Annotated in this window: 24 protein-coding genes and 1 pseudogene; 4 read left to right on the top strand and 21 right to left on the bottom strand. The window is 64.5% G+C overall.

Annotation, left to right across the window (positions count from 1 at the left end):
• Positions 1–4 precede the first annotated feature (4 nt).
• Positions 5–871: a hypothetical protein gene (locus tag B4383_RS03305; protein ID WP_078288745.1), complete on the bottom strand. Its 867-nt coding sequence runs from the start codon at positions 869–871 to the stop codon at positions 5–7.
• A 164-nt stretch (positions 872–1,035) separates the two neighbouring features.
• Here B4383_RS03305 and B4383_RS03300 point away from each other — a divergent pair, with 164 nt between their 5' ends.
• Positions 1,036–1,953: a class I SAM-dependent methyltransferase gene (locus tag B4383_RS03300; protein WP_078288373.1), complete on the top strand. Its 918-nt coding sequence runs from the start codon at positions 1,036–1,038 to the stop codon at positions 1,951–1,953.
• On the opposite strand, the gene B4383_RS03295 is transcribed toward B4383_RS03300, so the two are convergent.
• Positions 1,942–3,090: an AI-2E family transporter gene (locus tag B4383_RS03295; protein WP_078288374.1), complete on the bottom strand. Its 1,149-nt coding sequence runs from the start codon at positions 3,088–3,090 to the stop codon at positions 1,942–1,944. The two genes, B4383_RS03300 and B4383_RS03295, sit on opposite strands and share 12 nt — an antisense overlap.
• 84 nt (positions 3,091–3,174) lie before the next feature.
• Positions 3,175–4,917, bottom strand: coding sequence for a signal peptide peptidase SppA (gene sppA / locus B4383_RS03290; protein WP_078288375.1), 1,743 nt, complete (start codon positions 4,915–4,917; stop codon positions 3,175–3,177).
• Positions 4,918–5,022: 105 nt separating this feature from the next.
• On the opposite strand from sppA, the gene B4383_RS03285 reads away from it, so the two are divergent.
• The 3 genes from B4383_RS03285 to B4383_RS03275 are packed head-to-tail and all read left to right on the top strand — an operon-like array spanning position 5,023 to position 8,357.
• Positions 5,023–6,600 carry a sensor domain-containing protein gene (locus B4383_RS03285; protein ID WP_078288376.1) on the top strand — a complete coding sequence of 526 codons (1,578 nt, stop codon included), beginning with the start codon at positions 5,023–5,025 and terminating at the stop codon, positions 6,598–6,600.
• Positions 6,601–6,607: 7 nt separating this feature from the next.
• Complete coding sequence (locus B4383_RS03280) at positions 6,608–7,411, top strand: hypothetical protein (RefSeq protein WP_078288377.1); 804 nt, start codon at positions 6,608–6,610, stop codon at positions 7,409–7,411.
• 19 nt (positions 7,412–7,430) lie between these two features.
• On the top strand, positions 7,431–8,357 hold the full coding sequence (locus B4383_RS03275; RefSeq protein ID WP_078288378.1) for an LLM class flavin-dependent oxidoreductase: 927 nt from the start codon (positions 7,431–7,433) through the stop codon (positions 8,355–8,357).
• Between the two features lie 114 nt (positions 8,358–8,471).
• On the opposite strand, the gene rplO is transcribed toward B4383_RS03275, so the two are convergent.
• The 18 genes and pseudogenes from rplO to B4383_RS03180 form a co-directional block, all read right to left on the bottom strand.
• On the bottom strand, positions 8,472–8,912 hold the full coding sequence (gene rplO / locus B4383_RS03270) for a 50S ribosomal protein L15 (RefSeq protein ID WP_078288379.1): 441 nt from the start codon (positions 8,910–8,912) through the stop codon (positions 8,472–8,474).
• Entirely contained in the window at positions 8,913–9,095 is a 183-nt protein-coding gene (rpmD, locus tag B4383_RS03265) for a 50S ribosomal protein L30 (RefSeq protein WP_070938530.1), read from the bottom strand. It abuts the gene before it with no gap.
• Positions 9,088–9,753: a 30S ribosomal protein S5 gene (gene rpsE / locus B4383_RS03260; RefSeq protein ID WP_030096715.1), complete on the bottom strand. Its 666-nt coding sequence runs from the start codon at positions 9,751–9,753 to the stop codon at positions 9,088–9,090. Before rpsE ends, rpmD begins: the two co-directional genes overlap by 8 nt.
• 28 nt (positions 9,754–9,781) lie before the next feature.
• Positions 9,782–10,189: a 50S ribosomal protein L18 gene (gene rplR, locus B4383_RS03255; RefSeq protein WP_078288380.1), complete on the bottom strand. Its 408-nt coding sequence runs from the start codon at positions 10,187–10,189 to the stop codon at positions 9,782–9,784.
• Between the two features lie 2 nt (positions 10,190–10,191).
• Complete coding sequence (gene rplF / locus B4383_RS03250; protein WP_078288381.1) at positions 10,192–10,731, bottom strand: 50S ribosomal protein L6; 540 nt, start codon at positions 10,729–10,731, stop codon at positions 10,192–10,194.
• A gap of 15 nt (positions 10,732–10,746) precedes the next feature.
• Entirely contained in the window at positions 10,747–11,145 is a 399-nt protein-coding gene (rpsH, locus tag B4383_RS03245; protein ID WP_078288382.1) for a 30S ribosomal protein S8, read from the bottom strand.
• A 265-nt stretch (positions 11,146–11,410) separates the two neighbouring features.
• Positions 11,411–11,778: pseudogene (locus B4383_RS03235) on the bottom strand (hypothetical protein).
• A gap of 56 nt (positions 11,779–11,834) precedes the next feature.
• Entirely contained in the window at positions 11,835–13,187 is a 1,353-nt protein-coding gene (gdhA, locus tag B4383_RS03230) for an NADP-specific glutamate dehydrogenase (protein WP_078288383.1), read from the bottom strand.
• A gap of 57 nt (positions 13,188–13,244) precedes the next feature.
• Positions 13,245–13,772: a hypothetical protein gene (locus B4383_RS03225; RefSeq protein WP_078288746.1), complete on the bottom strand. Its 528-nt coding sequence runs from the start codon at positions 13,770–13,772 to the stop codon at positions 13,245–13,247.
• Positions 13,773–14,184: 412 nt separating this feature from the next.
• On the bottom strand, positions 14,185–16,200 hold the full coding sequence (locus B4383_RS03220) for an acyltransferase family protein (RefSeq protein WP_078288384.1): 2,016 nt from the start codon (positions 16,198–16,200) through the stop codon (positions 14,185–14,187).
• 51 nt (positions 16,201–16,251) lie between these two features.
• Positions 16,252–17,772 carry a carboxylesterase family protein gene (locus B4383_RS03215; protein ID WP_078288385.1) on the bottom strand — a complete coding sequence of 507 codons (1,521 nt, stop codon included), beginning with the start codon at positions 17,770–17,772 and terminating at the stop codon, positions 16,252–16,254.
• 119 nt (positions 17,773–17,891) lie between these two features.
• Positions 17,892–18,077, bottom strand: a complete 186-nt coding sequence (locus tag B4383_RS03210) for a type Z 30S ribosomal protein S14 (protein ID WP_043076460.1) — start codon at positions 18,075–18,077, stop codon at positions 17,892–17,894.
• The gene (rplE, locus tag B4383_RS03205) at positions 18,078–18,659 is read right to left on the bottom strand and encodes a 50S ribosomal protein L5 (protein ID WP_078288386.1); all 582 of its coding nucleotides are present in this window, start codon (positions 18,657–18,659) and stop codon (positions 18,078–18,080) included.
• Positions 18,659–18,976 carry a 50S ribosomal protein L24 gene (gene rplX / locus B4383_RS03200; protein WP_078288387.1) on the bottom strand — a complete coding sequence of 106 codons (318 nt, stop codon included), beginning with the start codon at positions 18,974–18,976 and terminating at the stop codon, positions 18,659–18,661. Before rplX ends, rplE begins: the two co-directional genes overlap by 1 nt.
• Positions 18,977–19,345, bottom strand: a complete 369-nt coding sequence (rplN, locus tag B4383_RS03195; protein WP_078288388.1) for a 50S ribosomal protein L14 — start codon at positions 19,343–19,345, stop codon at positions 18,977–18,979.
• A gap of 215 nt (positions 19,346–19,560) precedes the next feature.
• Complete coding sequence (locus B4383_RS03190) at positions 19,561–20,073, bottom strand: hypothetical protein (protein ID WP_078288389.1); 513 nt, start codon at positions 20,071–20,073, stop codon at positions 19,561–19,563.
• Positions 20,074–20,081: 8 nt separating this feature from the next.
• A complete protein-coding gene (locus B4383_RS03185) occupies positions 20,082–21,428 on the bottom strand; it encodes an MFS transporter (RefSeq protein WP_078288390.1) in 1,347 nt (448 codons plus the stop codon).
• Positions 21,429–21,434: 6 nt separating this feature from the next.
• On the bottom strand, positions 21,435–22,457 hold the full coding sequence (locus B4383_RS03180) for a cutinase family protein (protein WP_078288391.1): 1,023 nt from the start codon (positions 22,455–22,457) through the stop codon (positions 21,435–21,437).
• Positions 22,458–22,600: the final 143 nt, after the last annotated feature.

The following is a 22,600-nucleotide window of genomic DNA, read 5'->3' as shown; positions in this document are numbered from 1 at the left end:
GCCTTCACCGGCCGAAATTACCACCGCGCGTCCGTGACTCGGGGCCGGTCACCGAGCGTTCATCGGCATTACCCGTGTGTTGAGACCGGATCTGCGCGGCCCGCAGCCAAATATGTTCTCGCAGTTGCTCGATATCGGTGGGATGCGGCGCGGACAAGACATCGGCTCGCGCCCGTTTCGCGATGGCGACCTCGCGGCGGTAGTTCAGGAAGATCTGAATCTCGCCTTCGCGATCGGCGAGATATTCGTAATCCGTGTCCCACGGGGCGACGATGCGCATCAGTTCGGCATGGGTGGCCCATTGCCGCAACGTCTGCGGGCCGCCCGCCAAAACCAGCACCCCGCCGATCCGTTCGGCGGTCTCCCACCCGGTGGGTTCGGGTGTGTACGGATACTGCCGTTGGCCGCCGGGCATGTCCCGCCACTCACGAAATTCGGCTGCCCAGCTGTCCAGGCCGTGGGTGCGCCAGCGCACGGTCCCCTCGGGCTTGGTCAGCGGCTGCCCCCGCAATGCCGTTGCCGCCTGCCGGGTGAGCACGGTCAGACGCGACGGCAGCAGCACAATCGGGTCCGCCGGTTCGGCGTCGAACGGATTCGGTTCGAGGTGCGCACGGTCGACGAGCACCAGAGTGCCGGGATGCCGCTGGTATGCCAGACCCCACAGCAGCCGGGCCAGCGTCTTGGCGCCCGCCTCATCGGAGATCACATGCCAGGTCTCATGAAACCGGTTGGTGGAGAACCGCACATCGGCGTCGGCGCGCAGCGTGATGACCGTGTAGGACCGTCCGTCGAGCGTCACGGAACGCCGGTGCAGCTTCATCACGCTGTCTCCGGTGGCGGCCGCACGTGGCCGCACTTCTGTTTCGGCCACGTTCACCTCCTGATATCTCGGCCGCCCTCAGTGCCGGAACAGCAAACACCTCGATCCGGGTCGCACGCAACTGAATTTGCGCAGGCCACGGCCCCGGGGGTGCGCAATCGCAGACAGCGGCGCACTATGGTCGGGGCAGCCCGACAACCTCCAAAGGAGCCTCGATGACGCGGACCGATGACGACAGCTGGGACTTGGCCTCAAGTGTCGGAGCGACGGCGACGATGGTGGCCGCGCAGCGTGCGCTGGCCAGCCAAGTGCCCAATGCCTTGATCAGCGATCCCTACGCGGAGCCGCTGGTGCGTGCGGTCGGCATCGAGTACTTCACCAAGCTGGCCTCGGGCGATTTCGACCCCGAACAGATGGCAGGTCTGGTGCAACTGGGCATCACCGCGGACGGTATGGCCAACGGGATGGCAAGCCGCACCTGGTACTACGACACCGCCTTCGAGTCCGCCACCGCCGCAGGAGTACGCCAGGTCGTCATCCTCGCGTCGGGACTCGACACCCGGGCCTATCGCCTGGATTGGCCGGCCGGTACCACCGTGTACGAGCTCGACCAGCCGGACGTGATCGCGTTCAAGACCGACACCCTGGCCGAGTTGGGAGCCTCACCGAGCGCCAACCGGCGCACCGTGGCGATCGACTTGCGCGATGACTGGCCAACCGCCTTAAAAGCGGCCGGTTTCGACCCTGCACAACCGACGGTGTGGTCTGCCGAGGGGCTGCTGATCTACCTGCCCCCGGAGGCACAGGATCGGTTGTTCGCCTCAGTCACCGAGCTCAGCGCACCGGGTAGCCGCCTCGTATGTGAGCAGGTTCCCGGCCTGGAGACCGCCGACTTCTCCAAGGCCCGCGAACTCACCCGCCAATTCGCGGGCGACACACTGGATTTGGATATGGAGTCGCTCGTCTACACCGAAGAGCGCCAAATGGCCGCGGATTGGCTGGCCGAACACGGCTGGTCGGTGGTCACCGAGGAGAACGACGCGCTCTACGCGCGGCTCAACCTAGACCCGCCGAACCCATTGCTGCGCACGATATTCCCCAACATCGTGTACGTCGACGCGTCACTGGGCTAGCCTCTCCACGCGCGAGCGGCCCCACTTCCACCAGGCCCGCCTCCGCATTTCGGGCTCGTCGGTATCGGAGTTCGCAAACGGAACTCCTTTATAAACAGCGAGATACACGTCGATCGTAGTCACGATGACAATCATCAACACCGGGCCCAGCACGATTCCCCAGAATCCGAACGCCGCGATACCCGAGAAGACCGCCAGGAGCATCAATGCGGGGTCCAGACGTGCGCCGCGCGGTACGAGGAAGGGGCGCAGCACATTGTCGATGTTGGACACCACCAGGAGGTGCCAGGCGATGACGAACAGTCCACCGACGGGGTGACCGAAGAGGATCATGCCGATGCCGAATGGAATCGTCACGATGCCGCCCCCCAGCGGGATGATCGACAACGCGGTCAGCAGTATCGCGAAGAAAAAGAACCCCTGCTGGAAGCCGGCGACGTAGATCGACGCGGCGCCCGCGACACCCTGCGCCATCGCAATGACGAACTGGCCCTTGACCGTTCCGCGCACCATTGCACCGATCTTGTCGAGATACAGATCGGTGATCTCCTCCCCCAGCGGATTGAGCTGCCGCAGCAGGGTGAGCACCCTGTCCTGTTTGACCAGGAGCGAGACAAACACGTACAGGAAGATGATGCACGCCGCAACCGCCGCCGCAACGCTGCCGACGGCGCTCTGCAGCACCTGCAGCAGCCCTTGCCCAACGTTCTCCGCCAATGACGCGATCGACTGCCGCAAGCTGTCCGGGGTCAGCTGGACGTGCACGAATGGGATCCGGACCAAGACGTCGTTAATCACCGCGAACGCCTTCTGCCCGAGTGCGGTCATATCGGTGTCCCCCACCCAGTTCGAGACACTGTCGACCATGCGGGTGATCTGAACCGTCGCAACGTAAACCAGCGCACCGACCGGAACCACCACCGCTCCCAGCGCGCACAGCAACGTCAGCGTGGCGGCCACGCCCGATCCGAATCGCCGACCCAGACGCCGATACAGCGGTGTGAACAGATATGCGGCCACCGCCGCGACGACGATCAGGATGAAGTAGCCGCGCAGAAAGTAGATGCCGACGGCGATGCCCACCCCGGTGAGAACTGCGAGCACACGTTTCTGAAACACGGTCAGTTCGGTGTTCACGCCACGCCCTTTCGCCGGCAACTGCCCCCGATACGTTAGTCGGTGTCAGCCCCGGTCCCGGCGAAACATGCTGGTGCCGCGCGACTAGAAGCGGTAGTCGCCCATCATCATGGTCTGCGCGCTGCCGATCGATCGTTGGGCGCGCTGCACCGTCTCCAAAGCCAGCTGCGCCACCCGCCCCAGCACCGCATCGGTCACGGCCGCGGCGGCGGGCTGCGACGACGCGCGCTGCCGCAGCAGCGAGGTGAGCGGCGAGCTTGGGAAGCTCGCGATCCGCACCTCGTCGTCGGCCTCGATGTCCGCGAGCCCCTTGGCCTTGGCCACCGCGTCACGGAATCCACCGAGCTCATCGACGAGGCCGTGCTCCAGCGCATCCTTGCCCGACCAGATCCTGCCCTGCGCAACCGCTTTCACGGCATCGATGGTGAGGTTCCGCCCGTCGGCGACCCGCTGCACGAAATCGTCGTAGTGCATGTCGATCTCGGCCTCGACGAGATCACGTTGCTCGTCGGTGAAGGGTTCATTACTCGACCACGCGTCGGCGTTTGCGTTGGTGCGCAGCGTGGCCGACGCGACGCCGAGCTTCTCCTTGAGTCCGCGAGTGATGAACTTTCCGGTGATCACCCCGATGGAACCGGTGATAGTCCCCGGATTGGCGATAATCGCGTCGGCACCCATGGCGACGTAATAGCCACCCGACCCCGCGACGGCACCCATGGACGCCACCACTGGCTTGCCTGCCTCACGCGCCCGGATCACTTCTCGCCAAATGGTCTCCGAGCCGTTAACCGAACCACCGGGGCTGTCCACACGCAACACGATGGCGGCCACTGAATCGTCGGCGACGGCATCGCGCAGCGCCTCGGCGATCACGTCACCTCCGCTGGCCGGCCCTGGTGGGAAGAGCCGGGGCCCGCTGCGGCCGCTCACAATCGGTCCCGCCAGGGTGACCACGCCGATGGTCCGCCGCGACGGACGGCCGGGCAGGCTCGGCACCTGCGGCCGGGTGGCCCGGGCGTAGCGCGCCAGATACAGCAGCGGGGGTTCTTTATCGGCCTTTACACCGGTCACTTCAGCGATGCGCGCATACGCCTCGTCGCGATACCCGATGCGATCCACCAATCCGGCGGCCACCGCATCGGTGCGCCGCAATGGCGCGCGGTCTGCCAGGGCGTCCACATCGGCCGGTTCCAGCTTGCGCGATGCGGCGACGCCGTCGCGAACCTGTTCGGACAGGCTCGCTAGCAGTCGCCCGTCGGCCTCCCGCTGCGCCTCGGTGTAGCCGTCCTCCGTGAAAAGATTTGCCGCCGACTTGTATTGACCACGGGAGAGGAACTGCGCCTCCACTCCGGCCTTATCGAGGGCGCCGCGCAGGAAGGTCCCGTTGGCCGCGAATCCGATGAGTCCCACCGTGCCGGAGGGCTGCATCCACACCTCACCGAAGGCCGATGCCAGGTAGTAGGCCAGGGTGCCCGGGTAGGTCTCGGCCCACGCCACGCTCGGCTTGACGGCGCTGAAGGCCTCGATGGCGGCCCTCAGCTCCTGGACAGCTCCGGCGGCGGCTGGAGGGATCTGCACACGGGCGATGAGACCGGCGACCCGCGGATCGTCAATCGCCCGGTGGATGGCTGCGATGGTGTGCCGCAGTGACAGGGGCCTACTCGCCCCGGAGAACACGAGGCCCAGCGGATCGAAGCTGACGGCTTCCGGCGGGACCTCGAGCAGGTCGAGCTCCAGGATGCAGTCCCGCGGCACACCCCGGTGACGCGCGGTGTCGACCTTGGTCAGCAGATCGTGAACGTCCGAGGGTGTGGTGAAAGCGAACATGCCTTGAGCGTACCGACGAATGCGGCAATGCTCCCGGCCACAAATCCGTGCTGCCGTTCTGCTCGGCGCGTAGGGTCGAAGCCATTCGCTGGCGGAGGGGCAACGATGACACGTGCACAGAAGACGATGGCCAAAAAGGTCTTGGCCCAGGTCACCGCGCTACTCGCGGTGACGACAGTATCCGGGTGTATCGACACCTCCGGGTCACGCGAATTCACACCGTCACCATCGACGTCATCGACCGCGGCAGCTCCCACCCGTAGCTACCCCGGCTTGTTTCCCGAGTACCGCGGCAAGTTCCATCCCAATCACACCGATCTGGGTGGGCGGAACAACGCCGAGCTCGCCAGCCTGCTGCCAGTGGATGCCGACTTCCCCGCGCAGGGAACAACCCGTCCGCCGGATATCGCCTCCGACGACGGTTCCGGGCTGGGCGTGCACGGACAAACCGACGGTGAAACGCGTCCGCCCGAATGCCTCTACACGCCCTTCGGCAAGTCCTTTTCGAGGACTCCTGATGGGTCGGACTGGAACCTGTACTACGTGGCCTCGACATTCCACGAGGCGGACCCGGACGGTAACCACATCATCGTCACGGTGAATCGTGAACGCGAGAACGCCGACGTATTCGCGTTGACCAGCACCTGGATCAAGAAGTGCGGTCAGTACGACAAGGCGTTTCCGACATTCGCCCAGCCGGAGGTGCGTAACCGGCACGTCACCGACACCTTCGCACCCGGTCCGACTGTCGACGGCGTGCAAACCTACGTGTACACCAGTGCGAGCACCGACCTGGATGACGCATCGGCCAGTAAACAGCCGTCGGGAGTACGTGGACAGCGCATTCTGCTCGCCAGAGTGCGCTCGGTCGTGTTCGAGGTGGAAGGAACCGGCCAGGTGGACGCCGGCCTGCTGGATCAGCTGATGGCCACCACCATCGCCAATGCCAAGCACGCCCCGCCACCCCCCGACCAGAACGCCGGGCGATTGGCCGCACTTCCCACCTGCGACACCGCCCCGACCCAGCCCGGAAATCCGCAAGCGGATCCGGCGCTCGACTGCACGATCCGTACCTCGGACGGCAGCGGTGTCATCTTCGAAATGCTGGGCACCCCCGCCGGGACTATCCGCGTGTTCAATGGCAATGGCACACAGTCGCAGTCCATTCGCGTACCTCACCCGATCTTCCAGCAGCGCCTCCCGTTCCTGCAGGATTTGGATCAGGACAAGCGTGAAGAGCTGTTGGTAGTCACGGCGACCGGAGACCCTGCCGGGGATCTCATGGACGTGTGGCGCTCGCGGCCGAACTCCGATCAATTCGACATGACCGGAACGATCTTCGGGGTCCCGAGATTCTGGATGACCTCCGATCGATTCATCGGAATCTTCTCGCGCAACGGCGCCGACGCCGGGGTGGCGGCGCTGTTCCGCTTCGTCGACAACAAGTTGGCGGTGCTGGCACTGCTGGATACCGAAAGACGTGTCGACAACAAGCCTCTCGATCCGAAGTGGCGCCTCAACGCCAACGTCAAATGCGCGATGAACACCTCCGATGATCCGCCGGGAGCACTTGGGGCACGAACGGACGCGTTGCGTGCCGCCGGTGTCGACCCGGCCACCGCCGAGGAGCATTTCTGTCTGCAGCCCTGGGTAGCGACGTTGTACCGGCAGGGCGCACGGTGAGGCGCATATGAAAAAGTGGGGTGCCACTGCACTTTTCGTCATGGGGATGACCCTGGCGGCATGCAATCACGGCGGTATTCACCGCGCCGCAACGCCGACGAGCTCGGCACCCAGCCGCCTCGATGCGCTGCCACTGTGCTCGTCGATCACGCCGCAAGCGATCGAACCGGATCCAGACCCGGCCCTGGACTGCGTGTTGCGGTCCAAGGATTCGGCGAAGCTGACGTTCGAGGTGCTGGGCTCACCCCCCGTCACCATCAAGGTGTACGAGCCCAATGGGACCGAGCGGCAGACCTTTACCGTTCCCGTCAACAAACCGGAACGAACTCCGCCGCTTCTTGCCGACTTGGATCGTGACGGCCGCGATGAGCTGGTAGTGGTGAACACCGTCGGCTCCGATGGCGATGTCCTGGATGTGTGGCGGGTCAACAAGGACTCCGGGAAGTTCTCTCACGCGGGACAGGTAGTCGGCTATCCGGATTTCCGGACGACCGATGAACACTTCGCCGCGTTCTACGCCAGTACCGGCGCCGGATCGGGAAGGGCATCCCTCTACCGGTTCGTCAACGACAAGGTGGTGGGACTCGGCTCCCTCTTCGTGCAGGCGGCGGACTGGCCAGATCCACCCGATCCCGCCCGCACCTGGTACACCAACGGAAACACGTTGTGTTCCTTCAACTACGACGATGTTCCCCCAGGGCAAGCCGAGAAGACGAACCAGGCCTTGACGGACGCGGGCGTGGACCCACCCTCCGCACAGGACCGATTCTGCAAGCAGGCCTGGGTCGCCGATATCTACCGGAAGCGCTAGCCGGACGTACCGTGGTGGGATGCGGTTCTCGATCTCCATTCCCCAGTTCGACACCGGCAGCTTCGATGCCGACGGCGTCCGGGCCTATCTGAGACGCGCCGAGGAGCTTGGTTTCGAGGGCGGCTGGACCCTGGAACAGACCGTCGGCTCTTCACCGATCATCGCTCCGCTGGAGCTACTGGCGTATGCGGCGGCATGTACCACGCGCCTGCGCCTTGGCGTCGCGGTGCTCGTCGCCTCACAACATGATCCGCTACAGCTGGCCTCCGCCATCACCGCGGTGGACCGTCTCAGTCACGGGCGTCTGGACATCGGAGTCGCCCCGGGCGGCGGTTTCCGCAACTTCGCGGCGTTCGGTGTGGACAAGGCGACCTTCATCGCGAGCTTCACCGAGGGACTCGATCTGATGAAGCTGGCGTGGTCAGACCAGGAGCGCATCACCTTTCATGGGCGCTTCCGGAATGTCGACGATCTGGCAATCCAGCCCAAGCCCGTACAACGTCCGCATCCGCCCATCTGGTTCGGCGGGCATGCGCCCGCCGCACTCGCCCGCGCGGTGCGCCATGGCGATGCGTTCCTCGGCGCAGGTTCCTCCACCACGGCTGCCTTCGCCGAGGAGGTCACGCAGCTGCACACTGCGTTGCAGAGCCAGGGGAAGGACGCGGCCGGCTTCCCGATCGGCAAGCGCGTCTACCTAATGATCGACGACGATCGGGACCTCGCCCACACGCGCGTCCAGGCAGGGCTGCGCCGAATCTATGGCGAGATGAACGGCATTGACGCCGTGCCGGTGTGGGGCACTGCCGACGAGGTCGTCGCCGGTCTGCGTGAGGTGGCCGACGCGGGTGCAGAGATGATCCTGCTCAATCCCGTCGGCGAGGACGTAGCGGCCGATCGCGAGCAGATGGAGCGTCTTGCCGCCGAGGTCATCCCGCAACTGACCTGACGCCGAGTGTGAAGCCAAGACGGAAAATCGGCCGCATCGTCGCCTTGGCTTCACGCTCGGCGAAACAGAAAGGGCGCCCACCCGAAGGTGGACGCCCTCTGCAGAAAGTGCTTACTAGGCCTCGTTGACCGATCCGCCTGCGGCGGTGATCTTCTCGCGAGCCGCATCGCTGAACTTGTTGGCAGTCACCGACACCTTGACCTTGAGGTCGCCGTTGCCGAGCACCTTCACCAGCTCGTTCTTGCGCACCGCACCCTTGGCAACCAGGGCCTCAATGGTGACGTCGCCACCCTCGGGGAACAGCCGCTCGATGTCGGCCACGTTCACCACCTGGTACTCGGTGCGGAAGCGGTTCTTGAAGCCCTTGAGCTTCGGAAGCCGCATGTGGATGGGCATCTGCCCACCCTCGAAGGTCACCGGCACGTTCTTGCGTGCCTTGGTGCCCTTGGTACCGCGACCCGCGGTCTTACCCTTGGACCCCTCACCACGACCGACGCGGGTGCGCTCGGTCTTAGAGCCCGGGGCCGGGCGTAGATGATGCAATTTGATGGTCATTTACTTCACGTCCTCGACGGTGACCAGGTGGCGAACCACCTGGAGCAGGCCGCGGGTCTGCGCGTTGTCCTCACGGACAACGGTCTGGCGAATCTTGCGCAGGCCCAGTGTCTTCAACGATTCGCGCTGCTTCCACCGGGATCCGATGGTGCTGCGCACCTGGGTGATCTTCAGATCAGCCATGGCTGCCTCCCTGTGCTGCCGCAGCTGCGAACTCTGCACGAGCCCGGAGCATGCCGGCCGGTGCCACATCCTCGATGGGCAGACCGCGACGTGCCGCAACCTCTTCGGGGCGCTGCAGCTGCTTGAGCGCCGCGACGGTTGCGTGGACCACGTTGATGGCGTTGTCGCTACCCAGCGACTTGGCCAGGATGTCGTGCACACCAGCGCACTCCAGCACCGCGCGAGCAGCACCACCGGCGATCACACCGGTACCGGCCGAGGCCGGACGCAGCATGACGACACCGGCGGAATCCTCGCCCTGAACGGGGTGGACGATGGTGCCGCCGATAAGCGGAACGCGGAAGAAGTTCTTGCGAGCCTCGTCCACACCCTTGGCGATAGCGGCCGGAACTTCCTTGGCCTTGCCGTAGCCAACGCCCACCAGGCCGTTGCCGTCGCCGACGATCACCAGCGCGGTGAAGCTGAACCGGCGACCACCCTTGACGACCTTGGAGACGCGGTTGATGGTGACAACGCGCTCCAGGTAGTTGCTCTTCTCGGCGTTGTCACGCCCACCACGACGGTCGTCGCGGTTGTCGCGGCGTCCACGGCCGCCATCGCGACCCTCGTTGGCGCCGCCCGCATTATCGGGAGCGCCAGAATTGCGCTGCGCCATCATGCATTCCTTCCGTTGAAAGTCACGAACATCAGAACACCAGCCCGTTCTCGCGGGCGGCGTCGGCGAGTGCGGCAATCCGGCCACCGTAGGTGTAGCCACCGCGGTCGAACACCACGGTGTCCACGCCGGCAGCCTTCGCACGCTCGGCGATCAGCTGACCGACCCGAGCGCTGCGTGCCTTCTTGTCGCCGTCCACTGCCTGCACGTCGGGCTCGATGGACGAGGCCGCCGCCAGCGTGGTGCCGGTGAGATCGTTGACCAGCTGCACGTGGATGTGGCGGGCCGAACGGTTGACGACCAGACGAGGCCGCGCGTCCGTACCGGACACCTTCTTGCGCAGACGTGCGTGGCGGCGCAGACGCGAGGTGCGACGCGCCTCCGAAACACTCTTGCCGACGGGCTCGTGCTGCTTCGCTTCTGTCTTCGTTTGAGCCATGGTCACTTACCTGTCTTTCCGACCTTGCGGCGGATCTGCTCACCCTCGTAGCGAATGCCCTTGCCCTTGTAGGGGTCGGGGCGACGCAGGCGGCGGATGTTGGCCGAGATCTGGCCAACCTTCTGCTTGTCGATTCCGCTGACCGAGAACTTGGTGGGGGTCTCGACCGCGAACGTGATGCCCTCGGGCGCCTCGATCAGCACGGGGTGGCTGTAACCGAGCGCGAACTCCAGGTTCGATCCCTTGGCGACGACGCGGTAACCCACGCCGAAGATCTCCATCTTGGTGGTGTAACCCTGCGTCACACCGGTCACCAGGTTGGCGATCAGGGTGCGAGACAGTCCGTGGAGCGAGCGGTTGCGCCGCTCGTCATCGGGACGGGTGACCACGATGGCGCCATCGTCGTTGCGCGACACCGAAATCGGCTCGCTCACTGTCAGTTCGAGTGTGCCCTTGGAACCCTTGACCGAAACGTTCTGGCCGTCGATGTTGACGTCCACTCCGGCGGGAACCAGCACTGGCTGCTTTCCAATACGCGACATGTTTGTAGTCCTCCCCTACCAGACGTACGCGAGGACTTCGCCGCCCACGCCCTGTCGGGACGCCTGACGGTCGGTGAGCAGGCCAGTGGACGTGGAGATGATCGCCACGCCAAGGCCACCGAGAACCTTGGGCAGATTGGTGGATTTTGCGTACACACGCAGACCGGGCTTCGACACGCGTCGCAGGCCGGCGATGCTGCGCTCACGGCTAGGGCCGTACTTGAGCGAGACAACCAGGCTCTTGCCCACGCGGGCGTCCTCGGTGCGGTAATCGGTGATGTAGCCCTCGCGCTTGAGGATCTCGGCGATATTGGCCTTGATCTTCGAATGCGGCAGGGTCACCTCATCGTGGTATGCCGAGTTGGCATTGCGCAGACGTGTCAGAAAGTCTGCGATCGGATCAGTCATAGTCATGACAGAGTCCATCAACCTTTCTCGCCGCGGTTCCCATACAGCACGCTCGTACCGGTTCCCGTAAAGGGCCTGGTACATCCCGTGGTGGGCCTACTGCGAAGTGATCTTCCGTATCTGACCGGGTTCGGTCAGGGGTCGTGCATCGGTAGTGCTATCCATAGAACCCGAAAGCACGTACCGACCGGCCATGGGCGAAACACAGCCCAGGCAACCGGTCAAGTGTAGGTGGCCTGGACGTACGGACCAAATCGGTGCCGCCGACCGGTCAATCGGTGGGTGTCAGCGTGAACGGCAGCCAGTAGGTACCCGGTCCATCGTCCGGACATCCCGGTGCGCCGACCGTGAACGTGCGCTCACCCGAAAAGCTGCCATCACCGTTCGGCACCAGGACGTCGGATCTGGCCGCAACCAATGCGCCACACACCCCTGCGCGCCGCAAATGGTGGTGAAGCTCGCCGCCTGCGCTGACGGGTCCGAGGCATCCGGCCTGCCCTCGAATGTCTGCCGTGAATGATCCAGGTAGGTGTCGTAGGTGCCGTACAGCGGCACCGGCTCGGGCCGGTCGGCGTGCGCTACCCCGGCGCCAGATAATGCCGCGACGACCGCGAGCACCAACCCGCCGCACCTGCGCATACGTCACTGACAACACAGCACGCACACGACCGGAGCCGAACGATCGAACACGCTCCTCAGATGACGCCGAGGGCGACCATCGCGTCGGCGACACGCGTGTATCCGGCCAGATTGGCGCCGGTCACATAGTTCCCCGGGTCCCCGTAGTGATCCGCGGTTTCGATGCAGGTGGCGTGGATGGATCGCATGATCGATTGCAGGCGGTTTTCGGTCTGCTCGAACGACCATGAGTCGCGGCTGGCGTTCTGCTGCATTTCGAGCGCACTGGTCGCTACTCCACCGGCGTTCGACGCCTTGCCGGGCGCGTACAGCACCCCCGCGTCCTGGAGGTTCTTCACCGCCTCCGGCGTGCAGGGCATGTTGGCGCCCTCGGCGACGAGCTGCACACCGTTGTCGATGAGCCTGCGGGCATCCTTGCCGTCGAGTTCGTTCTGAGTGGCGCACGGCAGCGCGACCTGGCAGGGCACCTCCCAGAGGGTGCCGTCAGTGATCTGGCGCGCTCCCCCGCCGTGCTCGGCGACATACTCGGAGAGCCGGCCCCGCCGGACCTCCTTGATCTCCTTGAGGAGTTCGAGATTCAGGCCCCGCTCGTCGACGATGTAGCCGTCGCTGTCCGAGCAGGCGATGACCTTCGCGCCCAACTGCTGCGCCTTCTCCACGGCGTAGATCGCGACATTCCCCGCGCCGGACACCACCACTGTCTTCCCGGCCAACGATTGTGCACGGGTTGCGAGCATCTCCTCGGCGAAAAGTACGACTCCATAGCCGGTGGCTTCGGTGCGCACCTGAGATCCGCCCCAGGGCAACCCCTTGCCCGTCAGCACACCGGATTCGTAGCGATTGGTGATGCGCTTGTACTGCCCGAAGAGGTACCCGATTTCCCGCTGACCCACGCCGATATCGCCGGCGGGCACATCCGTGTATTCGCCGAGGTGCCGATAGAGCTCGGTCATGAAGGACTGACAGAAGCGCATGATTTCGGCGTCAGAGCGGCCCTTGGGATCGAAATCGGATCCGCCCTTGCCGCCGCCGATGGGCAGCCCGGTGAGCGCGTTCTTGAACATCTGCTCGAAGCCAAGGAATTTCACGATCGACAGGTTCACGCTCGGATGGAAGCGCAGGCCACCCTTGTAGGGGCCGAGCGCGGAGTTGAACTCCACCCGGTAGCCACGGTTGATCTCGACAGCGCCATCGTCCCTGATCCATGGGACCCGAAAGATGATCTGCCGCTCTGGTTCACAGATCCGTTGCAGAATCGACCAGCGGTCGTAGTCCGGTGTCTTGCCCACCAAGGGAGTCAGACTGGCCATCACCTCGAAAACAGCCTGCTGAAACTCTGCCTCTCCCGGGTTACGTGCGAGAACTGTTTCGAAACGCGGCTGAAAGACGGGGTGCAAAGCCTCTGACATACCTAATAGAGTGCACCACAGCACATTTGGCTAATGCGGCGGTATCAAACCGCGAGGCTACGCGGCAGGCGCGGGCGCGATGGCCAGTGCGTTGCCCTTGATGGTGTAGAAGAATGTGCCCTGCTCGGTCTCCGTCTCGATCACACCAGGTCCGGCAGGCACTGGATGCCCGTCGACGACGCCGACGCGTGACAGCTTCGGGTTGCTACCCGACGCGTGCCAGATCGCCCATTTCCCGTCCTTGACGCGCGCGTCTACCTGAACGAGCAGATCGTCACGCCCGTCCTGATCGATGTCGCGCAACTCGACCGCCGCGCCGTTGAGCCAGCCTTTGAAGGGCTCGGAGATCGTCTGCACAACCTTGCCGTCGGCGGTACGCACCGTGATGGTGGTGGTTGCCCCCTCCGGCTGAGGAGTGCTGGTCTTCTCGAACCGCAGGCCGAGCTGATCAGTGGACTGCAGTACCTCGGGGTCGGCACTGGCCACACCGGGAAGTGCCACAAGGGCCAGCGCTGCGAGCGCTGCCACGCCGGTTGTGCGCAACCGCACCTTGGTGATTTCTCGTCGACCCTGCGAGACCTGCATCGGTGTGTCCATTCGTCATTATTTGCTCAGACATGATTTCTTCGACCCCTCTCGCTGCCCAACCCTCCAGATCAGCGAGTTTGTCGAGCCACTGCCGGACTATCAGCAATGCGGCATCACAAAGGTATACCAGCTGGACCACCGTCGCTAACTCAGCCGTTCGTTGCGAGATGCACAACACTGCACAGAGAACTCCTGCACAGGCCACAGCCCCAGAACGTTCCCCACCGCACGACACACGCACAGCGCCGAATCAACAGCAAAGCATCCGATCGCACGACCCGGAATTGACACGCACGCCGGTCTCGGCCCACGCGAGCCCTCCGGCACAGCAGAGAAGGTTGCTGACCCGGAATCATGTGGCCCAGCGACGTTGGGCTGGGATACCGCGAGTCACGTCATTCTCGTCGACTCATGCACGGGCGCGCTCAGCGATGAGGCGCGTGAATTCCGGCTGCAGCCGTTGAGCTTCGCCCACCGTGATGTGCCCGCCGTCGCGCGCCACCCAGCGCGCACCCATATTGGTGCGGCATATGGCGTCCGGACACATCGCTGAACCCAGGTCAACGGTGGACACCCCGGGAAGTCCACCGGCGGCACGCTGCTCGGCCGCCATGGCGATGTTCTGTTGCCGCTGAATGTCCGCCAACGCGACGGTGCGGCCGCAGTGGGAGGGGGATGTCCAGGCCTCGTAACCCGGGCATTTGTACAGATCCCAGTTCACGAAATGCGGCAAGGTATGCACGACGACCACGGGGACGCGCACCGCCGACAGCTTCTGCAGCACCGCCGCCATCCCCTGCTGCCACAACCGGCCCTTACCGGCATCATCGCCGACCCATTCCTGCGTATCAGGAAGCTGGAAGCGGACATGTTGATCGGCCAGGAAGTAATCGCTTGATGCGGAGGCGATCACCGCCAGTCCCGGCCGGACTGCCGCCAGCGCGCTCGTCCAGCTCCGCACGAAATCGATGCAGCCAGGCGGTGAGGGATCGAGGACGAGCTCGACGAAGGGGCAGGCTGCGTTTGTCGCGAGGATCATCGTCCGGTTTTGCTGTGTCGCCGCCGGGATGAGCGCCTCGGCGAACTGTCCGGCGTTGGAATCACCGACAAGTACGACCGACCGCGAATCGACGTCTCCGCCTCCGGGCCACACGCAGTCCAGACGAGTCTTTTCGTCATCCGGCATGTTGCCGATACACCCTCTGACGACATCCAGATGGGCCGCTCGCTGCGCACGCGCGTCACGAATCGCGGGTGTGGCTATCTGTGCGGCACCGAATGTCACCGCCGAAACGAGCACCGCCAATCCGACGGAGGTCGCCGCGAGTCGCGGCGCGCGAAGATCGGCCAGCTTTCGGCCCGCACGAATCGGGTCTTCGACATAGCGCTTCGACAACCAGGCCGGAAGCAGCGAGAGCACGCCCGCGCAGGGCACCACCCACCGATACTCGGCGCTCAACAGATTGTTGGCGAAAACGATGAGCGGCCAGTGCCACAGGTACCAGCTATAGGACAAGTCCCCCATCCATTGCATCGGCGCCGAGGACAGCACCCAGCCGACGGGCTGCTGCGCCGATACCGACCCCGCGACGATCAGCAGGCCCGAGCCCAGCACCGGGACCAGCGCATTGATTCCCGGAAACGGGTCCGTCGCGGATATCGCGACGGCGCCCCAGAGGACACCGGCCGCACCCAGGACCGCGATCGGCAACGCCACCCGACTGCTCCATCGGCGTATCCGGCTCTCCCCCAGCGCGATCAGCGCACCGACCCCGAATTCCCATGCGCGCGTGGGCGAGCTGTAAAACGAGAATGCCGCGTTGTGCGCGTGAAAAGGGAGACCATCGCTGGCCGTCAGGTAGATCGCGAGCAGCAGCGATGAGACCGATAGCGCCAGAAGCAGCGAGAACGTGATGAGCAGCCGACTGACCCGCCGCAGCATTGCCACGTCAGCCGCCAGCACCATCAGGCCCGGGAATATCAGGTAGAACTGCTCCTCGACTGCCAGCGACCAGGTGTGCAGGAATGGATTCATCACCGCCGGCGCGGCGAAGTAGCCCGAGGGTTCCAGGAAAAGCACCGCGTTCGAGACGAACAACGCCGCGGCGGCGGCGGTTCGCGCCGCGACCTGCATTGACCCCAGCGGACTTTGGATGACGGCGGTCACCGGGAGCACCACGATAATCAGGAGTGCGAGCGCGGGCAGCAGACGCCGCACCCGGCGCGCGTAGAAGCGCCGCACGTCGATGCGCCCCGCCCGATCGGTCTCACGCAGCAGCAGTCGGGTGATCACGAATCCGGAGATGACGAAGAAGACGTCGACACCGATGAATCCGCCGGAGACGGGCAGACCGCTGTGATAAGCGACGACGAGAAGAATGGCTACCGCCCGCAACCCTTGAATGTCGCGACGGCGGTCAACCACCGGCCGATTCTAGATGACGAGCGTTTCCAGATTTGCCTGGAGCAGCCGCCGCTACCGCCAGTAACCGCACTGATGGGTATTGGCGAAACCTTCTCCCGACTGTGGCGTTGGCGGCGCCAGGCGCAGGAACGCACCTCCGGGTAGATATTTGGGCCATTCTGGTTGGCCGTCACCGTTCGGATTCCCGGTCTTCACGAACTGTGTCCAGTACTGGATCATTCGTGTGGACAGGGCGGCGGACTCCTGACTCAACGATCTGGACAGATCGAACAGATATCCCAATTCCGAACCGTGCGAGGCCCCCAGCGGCAACGGTGCGTCCCGGTACTGCTGATCTACCGGCGCGGCAGGGTCGGCAAATTCGTATGCGTACACCGGCGTCTTTCTAACCAACGCCTCGGCCAGACCGAGGGTCGGGCACGCATAGCTGTTATCGGTGTCGATCGCCGCGAGCGCGGCGAGCACATTTCCACCGTACGCGGACAGGGGATATCTCCGCGCGAGTTCCGCGGCCCTGTCCGCGTACTTGCTGTCGAGCGCGCGCTGATACTCCTCGGCGGTGCTCGGCACGGGCTTGTGCTGGTACTGCTGGGCCTCAAACACCGTGGCCTCGTTGGCATTGCTGCCTATGAGGACAGGGACGGGCGAGGCCAAGCCACTCGTGAACGCGTCCAGTGGCGGCGCCGGAAGCTCTGGCGTCCCGGTCACCGGGCTCACCGGTAGCCCTATGCCGGTGAACTGCGGCGAATCCCGCAGCGCGTCGACCGATAGTGTGCGCAAGCAACCGGCGGTGCCGGGCCCCGCCGGGCAACCCACCTCGGCCGCGTAGGCCGCGCTATCGCGGACGGCAGAAGAGACCGGGGCCTGCGCCTGGCATGGAGCGCTCTCCATGATCGCGGATCGGAACAGGCCAGCGGCGCTCGGCGCCACCATCAGGTCGCACACCGATACGCCGCCCGCTGATTGGCCGCCGATCGTCACCTGCCCGGGATCGCCTCCGAACGCGGCGATGTTGTCGCGCACCCATCGCAGCGCCGCCTCCTGATCCAGCAGCCCGTAGTTGCCGATCACATCGGACAGACCCGGGGTGGCCAAGAACCCCAACGTCCCTAGTCGGTAGTTGATGGTGACGACGGCGATTCCGCCCTGGGCGGCCAGCTTTCGTGCGTTGTAGCCGACACCATTACCGGAGATGAAGGCGCCGCCGTGAATCCACACCAGCACCGGCACTTTCCCCTGGGTGTGCCGCGGCATGGTGACGTTGAGGACCAGACAGTCCTCGTTCTGGGTCAGATCGCTCTCGGCTCCCGGCTGCGGGCATTCGACGCCGGGGCCCGTCGCATCACGGGTATCCGACCACGGCGCGACAGGCTCCGGCTCGGTGAATCGTCGCGGGCCGACCGGCGGCGCCGCATAAGGAATGGCGGTGAAGACACGTACTTCGTCGTCGATGTGCCCACGCACCGCACCCGCGCGGGTGTTGACGATCGTCGGATCCGCGGCCGTGGTGGGGCTGCACGACACCACGGCGGCCACGAGTGCAACCAGCACAACCAACAACCGCCGCGTCATGTCACGCTTCACTGGCACGGCCGCAAGCGTAATGGCCGTGGAGCCTGGCAGGGCTTCACGGCCATCGGAGAGACGCCAATAGGCCGGGACTCGAAAGTCCCGGCCTATTGTGCAGAGGTTTACCAGCTGCTCTTGCGGATGCCGGGCAGTTCGCCGGCGTGTGCCATCTCCCGCAAGCAGATTCGGCACAGGCCGAACTTGCGGAACACGGCGTGCGGGCGTCCACACCGGTTGCACCGGGTGTATGCGCGCACCGCGAACTTCGGCTTCTTGTTGGCCTTATTGACCAGCGCAGTCTTCGCCATCTACTTCTTCGCTCCCTGCTCAAGTTCTTTGAAGGGGAAGCCGAGTTGCCGCAGCAGTGCCCGCCCCTCGTCGTCGGTGGTCGCCGAGGTGACGACGGTGATGTCCATGCCCCGCGGGCGGTCAATGGAGTCCACGTCGATCTCGTGGAACATCGACTGCTCGGTGAGACCGAAGGTGTAGTTGCCCTTGCCGTCGAACTGCTTGGGCGACAGGCCGCGGAAGTCGCGGATACGCGGCAGCGCAATGGACACGAGTCGGTCCAGGAACTCCCACATGCGGTCTCCGCGCAGCGTGACGCGGGCACCGATCGGCATGCCTTCACGCAGCTTGAACTGTGCGATGGACTTGCGAGCCTTGCGGATCTCCGGCTTCTGGCCCGTGATAGCGGCCAGGTCGGTGACGGCGCCGTTGATGAGCTTGGCGTCGCGCGCGGCGTCACCCACACCCATGTTGACGACGACCTTCACGACGCCCGGGATCTGCATCACGTTGGCGTACTTGAACTCTTCGTTCAGCGCGGTCTTGATCTCTTCGCGGTAGCGAGCCTTCAGACGGGGCTGAGTGTTTTCGGTGGTGGTCATCAGATGTCCTTCCCGTTGCGGCGGGAGATACGGACCTTCTTGCCGGTCTCTTCGTCTATGCGGTAGCCGATACGGGTCGGCTTGCCGTCGGAGTCGATCACCATCACGTTCGACACGTGGATGGCGGCCTCCTGGGTAACAATCCCGCCTGACTGCGCGCCACGCTCATTGGCCGACTGCGCGGTGTGCTTCTTGATACGGTTCACGCCCTCGACGAGGACACGGTTGCGCTCCGGGTAGGCCGCGATGACCTTGCCCTTGGCGCCCTTGTCCTTGCCGGCGATGACGAGAACGTTGTCGCCCTTGTGCACCTTCATTTACAGCACCTCCGGGGCGAGCGAAACGATCTTCATGAACTTCTTGTCGCGAAGCTCGCGACCGACGGGCCCGAAGATGCGGGTGCCACGCGGGTCGTTGTCGGCCTTGATGATGACGGCGGCGTTCTCATCGAACTTGATGTAGCTGCCATCCGGGCGGCGACGCTCTTTGACGGTACGGACTATGACGGCCTTGACGACGTCACCACGCTTGACGGTGCCTCCGGGGACGGCGTCCTTGACGGTCGCCACAATGATGTCCCCGATCCCGGCGTAGCGTCGCGACGAGCCACCGAGCACGCGGATGCACAAGATCTCCTTGGCACCGGTGTTGTCGGCGACCTTCAGCCGTGACTCCTGCTGAATCACTGGTCTCTCCTACGTGACCTGGAAGTGGATGTGTGCCGGATTCCGACCCGACACACGCGGTCATGTTGTCTCCAGGGCACCCGTCATCCCCGGTTTTCACCTGGTGGGAATGCCTACCTGCCCCCGGGCGCCAAGCACCCACAAGACAACCGCCCTAGTGTAGGCGAACCCGCAGGTCGGATACAAATCCACGCCGCTCCTCTCGCGGCGTTGCTTCAGGGTCGAGTGGTGATGACCCGTTGCAGCAACGCGGACATCACGCCGAGCTCGAGGTACTTAACCACGAGCCCGGGAAACATCCGTTCACGACCAAAGAGCACGAGGATGCTGGCCAGCGCTTCTCCGGCGGGGTACCTTTCGACGTCCGCGGCGCACTTGGCCACGGCCACACGTTCGCTCCACCGACGGCTGTACTTGCCATAGTCATCCACCGAGCGCAACCGCGCCGTTGGCAGCAGGGCGAACAGCTCATCGGTGATCGGCGCGAACTCACAGAATCCGAGAGTCAGCTCCCCAGCCGCTGGATTTACGACCTCCACATGACCAAATGAGCCGTCGTAGGCATCGATTCGTCCAATGAGGCCTTCCAGCACGTTCCATTGCGCTGTCGACAGCTTCCTGAAGAACTCGTCGAACGTTGCGAATGGGCCTACGTCCAATGGGCTATCGGACGCCAACAGCTCGGCCGGTAACTCAAGGATGGCCTTACGCCGACTGAACCAACGCATATCGTGTCCTATCGCTGGAACGCCGAGCCCTGCTCGCGGTCCAGGTAGGTCTCCGACTTGTTGGTAAGGAAGAAGAGGTAGACCACCAGGGAAATCGCGATGCACACCGTGACGTACCCGATGAACAGCGGCACCTGACCATGTTCCTTGAGGGTTTGGTAGATCAGGGGCGCCGTCCCGCCGAACACCGAGTTCGCCAGCGCGTAGCCCACACCTACGCCGAGTGCACGCACATGAGACGGAAACAGTTCGGACTTAACCAGCGCATTGATGGAGGTGTATCCGGTCAAGATCACGTAGGCGCCGGCCACCAACAGAAATGACGCGATGGGCGACCGTGTCTGGGGCAGGTACGTGATGAGGACATACGTGTAGACGAGTCCCCCGAAGCCGAACCACAGCAACAGCGGCCTGCGCCCCACCTTGTCGCTGATGATCCCGCCAATGGGTTGCAGCAGCATCAGGAAGATGAGTCCCGCCAAGTTGATCCAGGTGGCGGTCATGGCCTGGTCCTTGTAGGCGGTCTTGACGATCGCCGGCGCATTGACGCTGTAAGTGTAAAACGCGAGGGTGCCGCCCATCGTGATGAGGAAGCACAGCACCAGTGGTCGCCAGTACCGAGCGAGTAGCTCGCGCATCGATCCGGAGCTGGTGTCCTCACCGGACTTGATGGCCGCCAGCTGTTCGTCGCTAAGCGATTCGTCCATGGTGCGCCGCAACCAGTACACGACGATCGCGGCCACACCTCCGACGGCAAAGGCTATGCGCCAACCGAATTCGTGAACTTGCTCCTTGTCGAAGACTGTCAGGATGATCAGCAGCGTGAATTGGGCGAGCACATGGCCGCCCACCAGCGTCACGTACTGGAACGACGAGAAGAAACCGCGCCGCTCACGGGTGGCGGCCTCGGACATGTAGGTGGCCGAGGTTCCATACTCGCCGCCGGTCGCGAAACCCTGGACCAGTCTGCACAGGATCAGCACGATCGGCGCGGCCATTCCGATGCTGGTGCGCGAGGGCACCAGGGCGATGACCATAGAGCAGGCGGCCATCAACGAGACGCTGATGGTCAGCGCGGCACGGCGGCCGTGCCGGTCGGCGAACCTGCCGAAGAACCACGATCCCACTGGCCGGGTGATGAACGTGACCGCGAAGATCGCATACACGTAGACCGTCGAGTTCTGGTCGGCCTCATCGAAGAATTTCTTCTCGAAGTACATCGCGAAGACGGTGTAGACGTAGACGTCGTACCACTCGACGAGGTTGCCGGACGACCCTCTGATGGTGTTCCAGATGGCGCGGCGAGTGTCAGCCCGGCCCGAAGGAGTTGGCGTGTCAGCAGTCGAAACGGTCATGCAGGCTTACTGACCACCGGATGCCGGACCCGGCGGCGGGCCGTGCCGACCCGGATCGGGCGCAGGGATGCTGCTGGTCGATGCCACCGCCGCTGGAGCATCGGGTGCCGGGCCGTCGGTCGCCGGCATCATCCACGCCGGCGCCTTTCGCGTCGGTGTCGCCGCCACCGGCTTTGGTGTGGACGACGAAGGCTGCGGCGCAGCGGACGAGGTGAGCGACGGTGCCGTGGTGGGCGGTGTCGTCGTTCCGCTCAACGGCTGGGCGCTCTTGGACGTTGAGGCCGGGGCGCCGGAAGTACTCGTGGAGCTGCTGCTGGAAGCGGCCGCCGCGCTACGGCTGGCAGCGACGGCGGTCAGGCGGTTGGCGACGAAATCGGCGGCACGCTCGGCCGACCCGTCCGATTTGTACTGCATGTGCGGCCCCAGGCCGCCGCCGGCCGGATCACAGATCCCGTCACCAGGGTTGCAGATGTCGATGACCTTGCTGCGCTGGTCATCCCTGATCTCCAGGTCCAGATTCATGCCGGCAACCTGCCAGTTCTTGGGATTCCCGATCAATACGATTGCGGCGACCCGCTTTTCAAGATCGGCCGGAAGCGGGCTATTGAAGGTAAGGCCCGTCCCGTTCTTGCCGAACAGCACGTCGACGACCGCCGCGCCCTGGGAAAAGCCCCCGAGCACGAACTGGGCGTTCGGACAGTTCCGCGCCACTTCTTGGACGCGGAAGCTCATGTCATTGGCTCCGTCGCCGGCACGGACCCAGTCGAAGCTCGCCGGATAGTTGACCGCATAGATCTCGACGTTCTTACCGGGGAGCCGATCGACGATTTCGTCGGTGACCGCCTTCCCGACATCGCCGAGCCCGGGTGTGTCGTTGGTCCCGCGCGCGAAGGACACATCCACATCGGGACAGCCCGCCGCGCGGGCGGTTGGAGAGCTCTCCGTGTGTGTAGCGAGCACCGCGGCGGCCGCCGCGGACACCGCGAAAATCGAAACCCCGACCGACCCACGCTTGACGTATCGGTTCATTCGTCCAGCGTAGACAGGTCTGCCCGCACATTGACAGAAGTTGGCAGCATCCGAAAACGACTGTTACCGGCCCCTTACTCGCACCTAATCCACATGGCGCAGTCCCCGCGTGTGCCTTGCCCACTCAGCGGGCACCGCCGTCA

Origin of the sequence: Mycobacterium sp. D16R24 (assembly GCF_002013385.1) — a bacterium.
Taxonomy (GTDB): Bacteria; Actinomycetota; Actinomycetes; order Mycobacteriales; family Mycobacteriaceae; genus Mycobacterium.
The sequence above is the reverse complement of the archived record's forward strand: the minus strand, read 5'-3'. Positions and strand labels throughout refer to the sequence as shown.

Bases quoted from the DNA above. Each gene is read 5' to 3' on its own strand.
- B4383_RS03300 (WP_078288373.1), top strand. From the start codon at position 1,036: ATGACGCGGACCGATGACGACAGCTGGGACTTGGCCTCAAGTGTCGGA.
- sppA (WP_078288375.1), bottom strand. From the start codon at position 4,917: ATGTTCGCTTTCACCACACCCTCGGACGTTCACGATCTGCTGACCAAG.
- B4383_RS03285 (WP_078288376.1), top strand. From the start codon at position 5,023: ATGACACGTGCACAGAAGACGATGGCCAAAAAGGTCTTGGCCCAGGTC.
- B4383_RS03280 (WP_078288377.1), top strand. From the start codon at position 6,608: ATGAAAAAGTGGGGTGCCACTGCACTTTTCGTCATGGGGATGACCCTG.
- B4383_RS03275 (WP_078288378.1), top strand. From the start codon at position 7,431: ATGCGGTTCTCGATCTCCATTCCCCAGTTCGACACCGGCAGCTTCGAT.
- rplO (WP_078288379.1), bottom strand. From the start codon at position 8,912: ATGACCATCAAATTGCATCATCTACGCCCGGCCCCGGGCTCTAAGACC.
- rpmD (WP_070938530.1), bottom strand. From the start codon at position 9,095: ATGGCTGATCTGAAGATCACCCAGGTGCGCAGCACCATCGGATCCCGG.
- rpsE (WP_030096715.1), bottom strand. From the start codon at position 9,753: ATGATGGCGCAGCGCAATTCTGGCGCTCCCGATAATGCGGGCGGCGCC.
- rplR (WP_078288380.1), bottom strand. From the start codon at position 10,189: ATGGCTCAAACGAAGACAGAAGCGAAGCAGCACGAGCCCGTCGGCAAG.
- rplF (WP_078288381.1), bottom strand. From the start codon at position 10,731: ATGTCGCGTATTGGAAAGCAGCCAGTGCTGGTTCCCGCCGGAGTGGAC.
- rpsH (WP_078288382.1), bottom strand. From the start codon at position 11,145: ATGACTATGACTGATCCGATCGCAGACTTTCTGACACGTCTGCGCAAT.
- gdhA (WP_078288383.1), bottom strand. From the start codon at position 13,187: ATGTCAGAGGCTTTGCACCCCGTCTTTCAGCCGCGTTTCGAAACAGTT.
- B4383_RS03225 (WP_078288746.1), bottom strand. From the start codon at position 13,772: ATGCAGGTCTCGCAGGGTCGACGAGAAATCACCAAGGTGCGGTTGCGC.
- B4383_RS03215 (WP_078288385.1), bottom strand. From the start codon at position 17,772: ATGACGCGGCGGTTGTTGGTTGTGCTGGTTGCACTCGTGGCCGCCGTG.
- B4383_RS03210 (WP_043076460.1), bottom strand. From the start codon at position 18,077: ATGGCGAAGACTGCGCTGGTCAATAAGGCCAACAAGAAGCCGAAGTTC.
- rplE (WP_078288386.1), bottom strand. From the start codon at position 18,659: ATGACCACCACCGAAAACACTCAGCCCCGTCTGAAGGCTCGCTACCGC.
- rplX (WP_078288387.1), bottom strand. From the start codon at position 18,976: ATGAAGGTGCACAAGGGCGACAACGTTCTCGTCATCGCCGGCAAGGAC.
- B4383_RS03190 (WP_078288389.1), bottom strand. From the start codon at position 20,073: ATGCGTTGGTTCAGTCGGCGTAAGGCCATCCTTGAGTTACCGGCCGAG.
- B4383_RS03185 (WP_078288390.1), bottom strand. From the start codon at position 21,428: ATGACCGTTTCGACTGCTGACACGCCAACTCCTTCGGGCCGGGCTGAC.
- B4383_RS03180 (WP_078288391.1), bottom strand. From the start codon at position 22,457: ATGAACCGATACGTCAAGCGTGGGTCGGTCGGGGTTTCGATTTTCGCG.